Origin of the sequence: Paenibacillus sp. TCA20 (assembly GCF_000732325.1) — a bacterium.
GTDB classification, from domain to species: domain Bacteria; phylum Bacillota; class Bacilli; order Paenibacillales; family Paenibacillaceae; genus Paenibacillus; species Paenibacillus urinalis.
The window spans coordinates 107,644-120,369 of record NZ_BBIW01000003.1 but is presented as its reverse complement, the minus strand read 5'-3'; the positions used below and the strand labels follow the sequence as shown (position 1 = coordinate 120,369).

At 44.9% G+C, this 12,726-nt stretch carries 13 protein-coding genes; 1 reads left to right on the top strand and 12 read right to left on the bottom strand.

Annotated elements, in window-relative coordinates; translation table 11 throughout:
* Window positions 1-37: 37 nt before the first annotated feature.
* From TCA2_RS06830 to TCA2_RS06805, 6 genes are all read right to left on the bottom strand, one after another.
* The gene (locus TCA2_RS06830; protein WP_047910848.1) at window positions 38-1,369 is read right to left on the bottom strand and encodes a PhoH family protein; all 1,332 of its coding nucleotides are present in this window, start codon (window positions 1,367-1,369) and stop codon (window positions 38-40) included.
* A gap of 373 nt (window positions 1,370-1,742) precedes the next feature.
* The gene (locus TCA2_RS06825; protein WP_047910847.1) at window positions 1,743-2,819 is read right to left on the bottom strand and encodes an LCP family protein; all 1,077 of its coding nucleotides are present in this window, start codon (window positions 2,817-2,819) and stop codon (window positions 1,743-1,745) included.
* A 187-nt stretch (window positions 2,820-3,006) separates the two neighbouring features.
* Complete coding sequence (locus tag TCA2_RS06820) at window positions 3,007-3,309, bottom strand: YlaH-like family protein (RefSeq protein ID WP_047910846.1); 303 nt, start codon at window positions 3,307-3,309, stop codon at window positions 3,007-3,009.
* Window positions 3,310-3,367: 58 nt separating this feature from the next.
* On the bottom strand, window positions 3,368-5,209 hold the full coding sequence (gene typA / locus TCA2_RS06815; protein ID WP_047910845.1) for a translational GTPase TypA: 1,842 nt from the start codon (window positions 5,207-5,209) through the stop codon (window positions 3,368-3,370).
* A 221-nt stretch (window positions 5,210-5,430) separates the two neighbouring features.
* Window positions 5,431-5,931, bottom strand: coding sequence for a LiaI-LiaF-like domain-containing protein (locus TCA2_RS06810; RefSeq protein ID WP_047910844.1), 501 nt, complete (start codon window positions 5,929-5,931; stop codon window positions 5,431-5,433).
* Window positions 5,932-6,177: 246 nt separating this feature from the next.
* A complete protein-coding gene (locus TCA2_RS06805; protein WP_047910843.1) occupies window positions 6,178-6,843 on the bottom strand; it encodes a TerC family protein in 666 nt (221 codons plus the stop codon).
* 147 nt (window positions 6,844-6,990) lie between these two features.
* Here TCA2_RS06805 and TCA2_RS06800 point away from each other — a divergent pair, with 147 nt between their 5' ends.
* On the top strand, window positions 6,991-7,674 hold the full coding sequence (locus TCA2_RS06800) for a TerC family protein (protein ID WP_047910842.1): 684 nt from the start codon (window positions 6,991-6,993) through the stop codon (window positions 7,672-7,674).
* 161 nt (window positions 7,675-7,835) lie between these two features.
* Here TCA2_RS06800 and thiI read toward each other — a convergent pair whose 3' ends face one another.
* From thiI to TCA2_RS06775, 6 genes are all read right to left on the bottom strand, one after another.
* Complete coding sequence (gene thiI / locus TCA2_RS06795) at window positions 7,836-9,056, bottom strand: tRNA uracil 4-sulfurtransferase ThiI (protein ID WP_047910841.1); 1,221 nt, start codon at window positions 9,054-9,056, stop codon at window positions 7,836-7,838.
* A 4-nt stretch (window positions 9,057-9,060) separates the two neighbouring features.
* Entirely contained in the window at window positions 9,061-10,212 is a 1,152-nt protein-coding gene (locus TCA2_RS06790; RefSeq protein ID WP_047910840.1) for a cysteine desulfurase family protein, read from the bottom strand.
* Window positions 10,213-10,357: 145 nt separating this feature from the next.
* Window positions 10,358-11,116, bottom strand: a complete 759-nt coding sequence (locus TCA2_RS06785) for a lytic transglycosylase domain-containing protein (protein WP_047910839.1) — start codon at window positions 11,114-11,116, stop codon at window positions 10,358-10,360.
* 177 nt (window positions 11,117-11,293) lie between these two features.
* Window positions 11,294-11,668, bottom strand: coding sequence for a hypothetical protein (locus TCA2_RS06780; RefSeq protein ID WP_047910838.1), 375 nt, complete (start codon window positions 11,666-11,668; stop codon window positions 11,294-11,296).
* 62 nt (window positions 11,669-11,730) lie between these two features.
* Window positions 11,731-11,946, bottom strand: coding sequence for a DUF1540 domain-containing protein (locus tag TCA2_RS26525; protein ID WP_081872296.1), 216 nt, complete (start codon window positions 11,944-11,946; stop codon window positions 11,731-11,733).
* A gap of 154 nt (window positions 11,947-12,100) precedes the next feature.
* Window positions 12,101-12,595 (bottom strand): YpuI family protein, encoded by a 495-nt coding sequence (locus TCA2_RS06775; RefSeq protein ID WP_047910837.1) that lies wholly within the window; start codon window positions 12,593-12,595, stop codon window positions 12,101-12,103.
* Window positions 12,596-12,726: the final 131 nt, after the last annotated feature.

The following is a 12,726-nucleotide window of genomic DNA, read 5'->3' as shown; positions in this document are numbered from 1 at the left end:
TTTTTCGCTTTTTTTCATTTTCCGGGAAATAAATGGCCTACAAAAGATCTGCTGCCAGTTGAGCGAGCTTGGAGCGTTCGCCTTTTTCCAGCATAATGTGTCCGCTGATCCCTTCCTGACGGAATCGCTCCACAATATATGTTAAGCCGTTGCTTGCTGAGTCAAGATATGGATGGTCTATTTGCTCTGGATCACCCATCAGAATGATCTTGCTTCCTTCACCTACACGAGAGACAATGGTCTTTACTTCATGCTTCGATAGATTCTGAGCCTCATCAATAATGATAAACTGTCCAGGAATCGATCTGCCCCGGATATAAGTGAGTGCTTCTACTTGAATACTGCCGAGTCCCATGAGTATTTTATCGATGTCCCCCGCTTTTTTTGTATCGAACAAAAATTCCAGATTATCATAGATCGGCTGCATCCAAGGGCGAAGCTTCTCTTCTTTTTCTCCTGGAAGGTAACCAATGTCCTTACCCATCGGAACCACGGGTCTTGCTATAAGAAGCTTTTTGTATTTATGCTCATCCTCAACCTTTAGAAGTCCTGCGGCAAGGGCAAGCAGTGTTTTCCCTGTCCCGGCTTTACCTGTAATTGTCACCAAGGGTATATCATCATTTAAGAGCAGCTCTAATGCCATTCTCTGTTGTGCATTACGTGCGACAATCCCCCAGACCGGATCATTGCTGAGATATAGAGGCTCCAGCTTGGTAGCCTCCTGATTCACCTTAAGGAGGGCTGATTTTCCCGTGCCCATCTCGTCCTTTAATATAATAAATTCGTGCGGATACAGATTATAGGTTAGCTGCAATGGCTTAATTGGCAGAAAACGATACGTATAAAATTCATCAATTACGGAAGGATGGACTCTAATCGCAGTATACCCCGGATATAATTCACTTGGATCTGCAGTACGATCAGACAAATAATCCTGTGTATTGAGGCCTAGTACATCTGCCTTGATACGAACGAGTACATCCTTGCTAACTAATACAATATCCCGCGGCTCCTCCTTATCCTCCTGCTCCAGCTGATAATTGAGTGCAACGGCCAGTATACGATTGTCATTCGTTACTTCGCCAAACATCTCCTGTACTCTTATGAAACTGCGGTGATTTAGTTCAACCTTTAAGTTTCCGCCATTCGGTAATGGTACTCCGCTGTGCAAATGTCCCTGCTCCCTTAATCCATCTAATGAACGCGAGACATATCTCGCATTTCTCCCTATTTCATCTGCATTACGCTTTTTGGAGTCGATTTCCTCCAGCACTACGGCAGGAATGACAACTTCATGCTCGTCAAAAGCATAAATGGCGCCCGGATCATGAAGCAGCACATTCGTATCCAACACAAAAATTTTTTTCATTGGTATCCCCTCCAAGGCGGCGTCTTTTAAGCACAGCTAGGGCAAGCTATGGGCAGCGATAAGGACAATCGTGTATCCCATATCTAAATGTATTCGACCGGGAGCAAATAATTGTACAATTTCCTGAAAATATCCGTGGAATATGATCGTTCATCACATGAAATACAAAAAGCCCAGTGAACAGCGTTCACCGGGCTTGTATTCATGACAAAACAGTGCATTTGTCAGCATATTCATATGAAGAGAGCGATATTCCATTCGATTAGCATAATTGGACATAGACAGGACCTCCGCTAATGAATTTCCATCTATGGGATACATCCACATTATATCACTACTTCTCCATGGTTTGAACAGATATTTTGCAGATGCTTTATTTCTCCGAAGCTTCAGCAGCTGCAGATGTATGCTCGCCTGCCAGCTCTTTGGCTAGTGCTTGCTTCGCTTGGTCTAACTCCCCTTGATTAATATATACATAGGGGCTGTTCCATGTTCCTGTCACCGGCACAAAGTTTACACTTTCTTTTGGAAGGTTCCAATAGGTTGAAATGAAATTCTTAACCTGATCACTTTCTACCGTTGTCGTCATATTGTCATCGACAGCACCCACGACTTTACCAATCTTCGTGACACCGCCAAGAGACTTCATTTGATCCATCAGCGAGTGAAGAACTTCGCTTTGACGCTGGTTACGGGAGAAATCGTCGGAAGCCGGCGTTTTGGGATCACAGTTTGATTTACGGTAGCGTACATAGCCTAGTGCATCTTCTCCGTTCAAGGTCTGTTGACCCGCAGTGAGATTAATATCGGTATCATCCGCGGTATCCCTATAGCACATGTTCTGATTCACATTCACATCGACTCCGCCCAAGGCATCCACGATCTCTTCAAACGCCTTGAAGTTCAGCACGGTGACGTAATTAATGTCCACATCCAAGTATTTGCCGAGCATAACCCGCATTTCTTCCTCAGCTGAAATACCTGATTCATTCGCCGCAGCTCTAAAGCGAGGATAGAACTCATTCAGCTTCCTCTCCGTATAACCTTCGAGCTGAACCAGCGTGTCACGCGGCAGTGATACTATGGTCGCAGATTTCGTCTCCGGATGCAGTGAGGCTACCATCACCACGTCAGACAGATGAGTACCTGTCTCCTCTCGATAGTCTGTTCCTAAGATCAGCATCGTCTGCGGCTTCACCTTGGCTGAATCTTCAGCTGCTACGGGGTCGTTGTTCCCTGTGTCGATCACATCATTAAATACCATGTACAAATAGCCTATACCTGCGATCAATCCTATAACAATGAGGGATAATACCAACTTCATAAATGTCTTTACTGGACTCTTCTTCTTCACTTTCACTTTCTGCTTGGGCGTTGTCTGCGCTGCATTGTTCTCGTTGTTCTTGCCGCCTCTATTCCGTGGAGGCAATCCATTAGATCCCATACTCATATTATAAACTCAACACCTTTATACATTTCTATGGTTGCTCTTACATATTACCGCCACCGCTGGCGCATTTCAAATCTGGACATATCATCCAAAATGACAATATGTTTTACAGCTCCAAGAAGAACGGAAAGACCGCTGATTAGGGCGGTCTCTCTAATGTGCGCATATGAAGTTGTCTTTACTAAAGCTACATCTTACTAGTCTCTCCAGAAGACTCCGCTTTTTTCTTCTGCCTTGCTTCCACAAAATAACGGATTCTGACCAGCAGCATCAGTGCTACTGCGACAAGCAAGCATTGAATAATCGGCAATTTATCAATTTGGAAAACGAGCAGCATGAAGGAGCCGATGGCCATCAAAATGTACAGTAATATCTCCTTGAGTAATGGCATTTTCTGCTGCGGGCGAAATACCTTATTGTAGACATAAGTAATCAGTACAAATATAACCACATAACTTACGATCGGGTGTGACGCAAACCATGCCTGCATGGCGGCGTTCAGCTCCTTTCAAGTTCATGCTCTCTTTTCCAAGCGTATTATTTACATATTATAGATTAGCTTGGGACATTTTGCGATGCTTCTCTGCACGCTCACGCTCACTCTTATTCAGGAGCTTCTTACGAAGACGAACGGACTTCGGTGTGATCTCACACAGTTCATCATCATTTAAGTACTCCAGAGCTTGCTCCAAGGAGAAGATTATAGGAGTCTTCATCTTCACTGTATCGTCCTTGGTTGCGGAACGAACGTTAGTCAATTGTTTCTCCTTACAGATGTTTACAACGATGTCATTGTCACGATTGTGTTCACCAACGATCATTCCTTCATAAACTTCCGTACCCACATCAAGGAATAACATACCGCGGTCTTCAACACCAATCATACCATAGAAGGTTGATGTACCATTCTCACTGGATACGAGAACGCCCTGATGACGTCCGCCAACTTGGCCGCCTACGAGTGGACCATAGCTGTCAAATGCATTGTTCATTACGCCATAGCCGCGAGTAAGTGTCAAGAAGTTCGTACGATATCCAATCAAGCCGCGTGCAGGGATCAGGAACTCAAGACGAACCTGGCCGTTACCAGAATTGATCATATTGACCATTTCGGCTTTACGGGAACCCAGGCTCTCCATGACCGCACCCATGCTCTCTTCAGGAATATCGATCATTAGGCGCTCAATCGGCTCCATTTTCTTACCATCAATCTCTTTAATGATAACTTCCGGTTTGGATACCGCAAGCTCATAGCCTTCACGGCGCATGTTCTCAATCAAGATACCTAGGTGAAGCTCACCACGGCCAGATACAACATAAGCATCCGGGCTGTCTGTTTCTTCGACGCGAAGACTTACGTCCGTTTCAAGCTCTTTGAACAGACGGTCACGAAGTCTACGGGACGTTACCCATTTACCTTCGCGTCCAGCAAAAGGACTGTTATTCACAAGAAAAGTCATTTGAAGCGTTGGCTCATCAATCTTAAGAACCGGCAGCGCTTCAGGGTTAGCTGGATCAGCAATCGTTTCACCAATATTAATATCCTTAATACCTGCAATAGCAACGATATCCCCTGCACCCGCCTCAGCTACTTCTACGCGCTTCAGCCCTTGGAATCCAAACAATTTCTCAATGCGTGCAGATTTAAAGGATCCATCACGTTGAATAACTGTTACAGCCTGTCCTTGACGAATAACGCCTCTGTTTACGCGTCCAATGGCAATACGACCCAGATATTCATTGTAATCCATCAGTGTTACGAGGAACTGCAGCGGCTCGTCAACACTTTCTGTCGGATGAGGAATGTGTTCTACAATCGTCTCATACAGACTCATCATGTTATCATCTTGTTTCTCAGGATCCATGCTTGAAGTACCGTTAAGTGCAGAAGCATATACAACCGGGAAGTCAAGCTGCTCATCATTAGCGCCAAGCTCGATGAACAGGTCAAGCACTTCATCAATAACCTCAGCCGGACGAGCTGCCGGGCGGTCAATTTTGTTAACAACAACGATTGGCGTCAGGTTATGCTCCAGAGCTTTGCGCAATACAAACTTGGTTTGCGGCATGCAGCCTTCATACGCATCGACTACGAGCAGTACGCCGTCAACCATTTTCATAATCCGTTCTACTTCGCCGCCAAAGTCGGCGTGTCCTGGTGTATCCACAATGTTGATAAGGAAATCTTTATAATTGATCGCAGTATTTTTGGCAAGGATCGTAATCCCGCGTTCACGTTCCAGATCATTGGAGTCCATGGCGCGTTCTTGTACGGCCTCATGTTCGCGGAAGGTTCCGGATTGTTGAAGCAGTTTGTCTACAAGTGTTGTTTTGCCGTGGTCAACGTGGGCAATGATCGCAATATTGCGAATATTCTCTCTTACATGCATGGTTTATATCCATATCCTTTCCAAAATCATTTCTATTTGAATCAAAATTCATGATAATGTAGTCATGAAGTTTGATTCTTGAATCAAGTTCATGATGCAAAGTCATAAAGTTCGATTCTTGTCATATATAACGACCTACTCACAAAAGAAGCGCCGGGTGATAACTCCGACGCACATATATCCCTTATATTATAGACGAAAAATGTTAAAAATCAAGTAGCTTATCTAAAGCGCCGCCGGGTCGGTTTAGGTCTTCCGAAGATTAGCCAAATTCCCACGAAGATCAGTATAGCAGCGATGACATATATAAATCCGGTTGTGAGCATGGTTATGAACAAGAGCACGATCGACACAGCAAGCAAAATAATGGATGTCCGGTAGATCACTGCAGGCCGCGGGTATTCAAATAAAGCATATTCGAACAATCCCAGCGCAACCCCTGTTATAAAGACAGGCCATAGAGATGCGGTCAGATGCCATCCCCAAATGCTGCATATGAGGAAGAAAATACCATACACCGTTAAAATTCCTGCCGGCACCAAAATAACGGCACTCGTATTTCTAAAGAAGTAAAAAAGATGGAGAAGGATTCCTGGAATGATTAATATCAGCGGCCAGAAATTTCGTCCAAGAAAGCTGAAAAAGCCCAATTGACCAAGTAAGATGACAAGACCGGCAATGACGATAAAGATGCCAACCAACCTTTCGTTTCTTCCTTTCACTTCACACTTCACCCCGTTTGTATGATGATCTCTGCTTCTATCCAAGGTAGTTCAAGATCTACGTTCACTAGGAACTGTATTAGCGTATATATTTCTAGTTTATCCGATGTTTTTGCAAAAAACTACTGTCATGCTTCATATTTGATAAGAACATTACATTTCCAGCCTCTTCCACACTTTCTCTTAACAATACAAAAAACCGGCAGTCCATCGCGATTGCCGGTTCGTCATTCTTTTATCATTCATTTATGTATCTATCCGATATCTTAACACTTTGAGAAATGCACCTCCGAGCATAACCAAAATAACACACAGTGCGGGCAGCAAGGCCTCATAGCCTGCAAAAATCTCCTGCAGCCATAACCCCAGCTTCGGATCACGAAGGACCATCTCTCCGGAGGTATAAGCTAAAATAGCTGAACCGGCAAAGACCAATATCGGAAAGCGGTGAAGCAGCTTAACAATAATTCCGCTGCCCCATACAACAATAGGGATGCTGATCGCGATACCGATCACGATGAGCGCCAGATCACCGTCTGCGATTGCAGCTATGGCCAGCACATTGTCTAGACTCATGACAAAGTCTGCAACGAGTATCGTATATACCGCACTCCATAAGGTTGTAGATTGTTTGACGTTCACATTCCCGTCTTCTTCAGACAACAATTTAAACGCAATATACAGTAGCATAAGTCCGCCAGCCGCTTGTATAAACGGAATGCCGAGTATGAGCACCGCGATAAAGGTTAAAATACATCTTAACAAAACCGCACCAAATGCTCCCCACCATACTGCTCGATTCCGGCTCTGCTCAGGCAAATTGCGGCTGGCCATTGCAATGACAACTGCGTTATCGCCGCTTAAAACAAGGTTAATCATCAGTATCTGCAGTATAAGCCAAACATCGTCCATGAACAGGGTAAACACCTCCATACACTAGATGTATGCCCAGGTTGTCCGAGCTATGCTTGACGCTGCGATATCAGAGGAATATAATGAACTCCGATTTATGCAATCGGAGGATTCGGAATCATGGTTAGAGTAAAGGAGTGACAAGAATTGGATATCGGTCAGTTTTTAATCAGCTTGCTACAAATTGTTTTTATCGATTTAATCCTTGCGGGGGATAATGCAATCGTCATTGGACTCGCTGCCCGTAATTTGCCGCAAAGTGTACAGAAGAAAGCCATTGTCTATGGTACTGGCGGCGCGGTTCTGATTCGGATCTTGGCGACAATCATCGTGCTGTGGCTGCTGCAAATTCCATGGCTGCTGCTGGTTGCCGGGCTGCTGCTCGTGGGCATTGCCTACAAGCTTTTGGCTGATCAAGGTGCCGATGAACATAGTGATATCAAAGCCGGCAGCTCGTTATGGTCGGCTGTACGTACCATTATCATCGCTGATGCGGCCATGGGGATTGATAATGTAATCGCTGTTGCTGGGGCAGCAGAGCAGAATCTGATTCTCGTTATTTTGGGTCTGCTGATCAGTGTTCCTGTCATCGTATGGGGCAGCACCTTGTTTATCAAGCTCATTGATCGTTTCCCTTGGGTCATGTATATAGGCGCTGCTGTACTCGCTTATACCGCCTCGAATATGATTACAGAAGAACGAAGATTTGAGACCTTCTTTATCTCTCATCCCGTTCTGCGGATCCTATTTATTGTTCTTGTCATCGGCGGTGTTCTGTTCGCTGGTTATCGGAAACAGCAGAATATGAAGAGAGAACATTCCTATTCATAAGATGAGAACAAGCAAAGATAACAGAAGACATTAGTTCTGGACAAGCTTCTATCATCAAAGGGAATCGCAAGAACAAAAAAAGGCTTATCACTGATAATATCAGCGATAAGCCTTTTCGTTTTATTATTGATATTACACCTTATCTTAGAACTTGAGGACCCTTAGAACCAGTCTTCCTGTATCGAATCAGGCATAGCTGTGTCGTCGTTACTGCGCAGTACCAGTGTCTCAGTCTGCTCCACTGCCCTCGCAATGAATTCAGGAAGCTCCGGAATAGACGCTTCAATCTTTTCGACAATCCGCAAATTCGGGTTCGTTGTCGGTGACTTGGGTACAAACAAGGTGCAGCAATCTTCATAAGGTAAAATGGAAGTTGCGTACGTACCAATGTCCTCAGCAATCTTTACAATTTCACTCTTATCCATCATGACAAGCGGTCTTAACAATGGTAGATCAGTCGCTCTCCCAATGACATTCATGCTTCCAAGCGTCTGGCTCGCTACCTGTCCAAGACTATCTCCACTTACAATAGCGAGTGCCCCTTCCCGTTCGGCCAGCTGAGTTGCGATTCGAAGCATGGAACGGCGCATTAGCGTAATCATCAAATTATCCTGCCCCGTTTTCGTAAAGGAGGTTTGAACCTCAGTAAAAGGAACCAGATGAAGCTTCACTTCACCGGCATGATCAGCTAGAATCCTTGCCAGCTCGATAACTTTATCTTTTGCTTTTTGACTTGTAAACGGGAAGCTGAAGAAATGAACCATCTCCAGCTCTAGTCCCCGGCGCATGGAAGACCAGGCGGCAACAGGTGAATCAATTCCCCCTGATAGCAGCATCATGGCTTTGCCATTAGAACCGCGAGGGAAACCTCCGACGGCAGGAACGGATTCATAATACAAATAAGTTCTTGCCTCGCGAATCTCAACCTTAAGCTCAATATCCGGATTTCTCACATCCACTTTAAGTGCACTGAATTGTCTTAAGATCGGAGCTCCCACCAAATGGTTCGTTTCATGAGAAGAATGCTCGAACGCTTTCCAGACCCTTCTCGCATTTACCTTGAAGGTCGTTCCTTGCTGCGGATTGAGCTCCTCCATAAAACCAAGGGAGGCTGCCACGATCTCATCTGCTACAGAAGGGGTTACCTTAACCGGACTAATGGAGACAATTCCGAATACTTTGCGTAAACTATCTGTTATAGCATGATGATCATTCCCACCCAGGTCTACGTACATTCTCCCATATTCCTCAATTATTGAGGTTCCCGGATAGGCCTTTAATTTGGACTTTACATGTTTAATAACAGTTCTCTCAAACCGCTTTCGGTTCTTACCTTTCAGTGTAAACTCTCCAAAACGGAGCAATAGCATATCATATTTCATCGGTTTACCTATTCCACCCTTCAAAAGAAGCAAGCCTTTCCTTCATCTGTCTCATCGCTTGAATCAGCTGTAATATATCTTGCTCTGTGTGTTCATCTCCCAGACTAATTCGAATTCCGCTGTCAGCAATCTCCTCTGACTTGCCCATACCGAGCAGCACCCGGCTTGGAATGGCTTGTTTGGACGAGCATGCCGATTGCGTGGAAACAATGACATTCAGCTGCTCTAACATGTGCAGCATCACTTCGGCCTTCTTGCCAGGATAAGAGAAATGCACAATATGCGGGGCCCCTTCTTCCGAGCTGTTGAGTACCCACTCCGGATGCTGTCTGATTTCTTCAAGAAGCAGGAGCTGCAGTCTTTCCAATTGTGCCTTCAGCTCGGATTGACGTTCCCCGGCAAGACGTATGGCTTTGGACATGCCTACGATCAGCGGAATGTTCTCGGTTCCTGCGCGCATCCCCTGCTCCTGAGAACCGCCTGACATTAAGGACGTCAGCTCCAGTCCAGACCGAATATATAAGAGTCCCACACCTTTAGGTCCACGGATTTTATGTCCCGAGATACTGTACAGATCAATGCCCGTCTCTGCTAACTGAACAGGGATTTTACCATAAGCCTGTACCCCATCCACATGGAACACAATTTTCGGGTGGTTCTGCTTAAGAGCCCGCCCAATTTCAACGACAGGATGCACGGCTCCCGTCTCATTATTGACATGCATCAGACTTACCAGAATCGTTTCTTTGCTGATCGCATTTAATACATCCTCCGTCTTTACTCTGCCAAGCGCATCAACCGGCACATAAGTAATATCATACCCGATTTCGGACAAAAACCTGATGCTTTCATACACAGAGGCATGCTCCGTCCTGGTCGTAATGATATGACGTCCTCTGGATTGGTATCGCAGCGCCGCTCCTTTTATGGCAAGGTTATTGCTCTCCGTAGCACCAGATGTGAATATAATTTCATCCGGTTTTACATTCAAAGTCTCAGCACAAACAAAACGAGATTTATTCAATAGTCGCCCTGCATTTTCTCCGTAAGCATGAATTGAGGAGGCATTCCCATAATGCAGCTTCATTACCTCTGACACGGTTCGAATTACATCTTCATATGGCGGAGCTGAAGCCGCATAATCAAAGTATTGCATATTTTGTCAACCTGCCTCCTTTCTTAAACGTGAAAAAGATCAAAAATGGACAAGCCAGTCGAAGCCTCATACCGACTGTCCAAGTTGATCTTTTGTTCAGATCCGATAACTTTAATGAAGCAGAAGGACTGAAATAAATAGCAGCTTATGCTCTGTATCCTGCTTCTGCTTTTTCTATTTTAGCAACATAGTCCTGCGTTTCCTTAGGCAATAAATGGAGTACATTCATCAGCTGCTCATCCGTGTTAACCTGCAGCTGGCCTACCCGGCCTGGGCCCGCATTGTAAGCAGCGAGAGCAAGCTTCACTTGACCGTCAAACCGTTCTAGCTGGTATGACAGATATCTTGTTCCAGCATCGATATTTTGTGCTGGATCGAATGGATTCGTTACACCCAATCCTGCTGCGGTTCCATCCATGAGCTGCATCAGGCCCTTAGCTCCGGCTCCCGATACCGCGTTCGAATTAAATCCGGACTCTGTATCAATAACTGCTTTAATGAGGGACACAGGTACGCCGTATTTAGCGCTGGCTTCCTTGATCAATGACTCATAGGCCGTTCTTCCAAGCTGTGAAGGCTGATCCGATGAAGAAGATGCGATGCCTAAATTCGAAGCGGATACGGCACTTGCATTTACATTCGTGTTTGTATTCATATCGCTTGAACCGCCGGATACTTTACCCGTTCTGAGGTTAATCCACAGCAGTCCGTCCGTTGACGACATATAAGAGCTGTTAGTGCTGTTGTCTTCTTGACGATCCGTTGATGGATCTCGTTTAATTTCAGCCCATATCTCAGCGAATTCAGGCGCAGAAGTTGCAGAAGAATCTGCCAATTTGGAATTGGTTCCTGAAGAAAAGGAAACATCATACCACAGCGATTTTCCTACAGGATCGATTTGCATATGTAAACAGGCCTCCAATATACTATCTACCCATATCTAAATTTTAATAAAATTCATTCATTATCCATTGATCTATTGTAACAATTGCCATCCTGCATGCCAAGTCTTGTTTTTCCTCATGTGAATAAACTAATCAGGCAGCCCCGCATGAATCGAAGAGCTGCCTGCATTACTTTTCTAATAGTAAGTGAACATCACTAGGAACGCATAGCTCACCAGAGCCGCAATCCCGATGCCCATTGCCCAGCCGCCAGCTGTACGTCTCCCTTTGCTGAAGGCATAATACCCGAGAACGATACCTATGACACCTACCACATAAGACCATAAAAACAAGGACACAATGGATACGGCAAGAGCCAGATATCCTATTCGTTTAGACGTTGTGTCTTCATCTCGCTCACGAGCCCTAGAAGTCTCCCCGGTGGAATCAACCCTTACTGATGGGCTGATCTCAGCTGCGTACTCCTCCTGATGGTCATGATGCTCTTTGCGAGGAAAATCGATACGATCTCGATTTCCCTTTCCTTTGTTTTCCTGGTTCGGTTTGTCCATTTTTTCGCACCTCCGAAGCATTAGAAGCCTGTCAGGTTATGAAGCCGCAAAGATTCGGTTGACTATGCCTTGGGTTTAAACGTGTGACAACAAGTCGCTGAAGAAGTGCTTGCATAATCTTGATGTTCGGAATCAAATGTTTCTCCAGCATACTCTTCCTTGAGATGGTTTCTGGCATGCGCATCAATGTCAATCATAATCAGATCTGCTTTGCAAACATTTTGTTCTCCCCAATAACTGCAGTTTGATACGCTGCATTTTACGATGGGTATAGTCATTATTATCACCTCAAATGGTATGGTACCCTCATCGCCTGACCCTTATACTCCAGCATTATCATGCAACGCTGCCTTTTGCTTGCAAATGAAAAAAGCCGTGTAGTGTACACGGCCCTAAGGTATAACTTGTATTCAAAAATCGACTCAGCAGCGCTTAAGCTCTGCTCTTCATTCTGCGCTGAGTCAGATAATCACTTTCGTAATAGTTCAGGTCATCACGCAGCTCTTCATAAGTCTTCGTAATTTCCATGATGATATCGCGAGCAGGTCTTACCGGCTTAATCCGAAAACGAATGGCGTCTTGACCTGTATATGCGTAACGTCCATCCTCAGAGTAGCATTCATTCTTTGGATAGAAGAAGCTGTTAATTCCCTGATGATAAAGGTTATACAATGCTTTTTCCGCAAAATCAACGTCAAAATTCGCACGACGGAGTGCTGTTCCGAGCTTCTCATACGATACCTCAGAAAAGACGAGCAGGTGCCGAAGGTCGGAAAGAAATCCTTTGTAAAATGGAATCGTCTCCTGATCCTGGTCAGCGGCAAGCTGAGCAAGTGAGTTCTCGTTTAGAAATGTTTCCAGTTTTTCAATTGCGGGTTTCAATTTCTCTCGTGCCGATTCACACAACTTCTGCACATTTGCTGACATAAAGGTAGTTCCCCCTTAAAGAATAAGTCCCTCATATAGACTTCTTATGACCGGCCAAGATTTAACTGCATCTACTGACCATTATTTCTCAGCTACTATCCTACCATAAAAATGTGACGAGCGGTACTTAA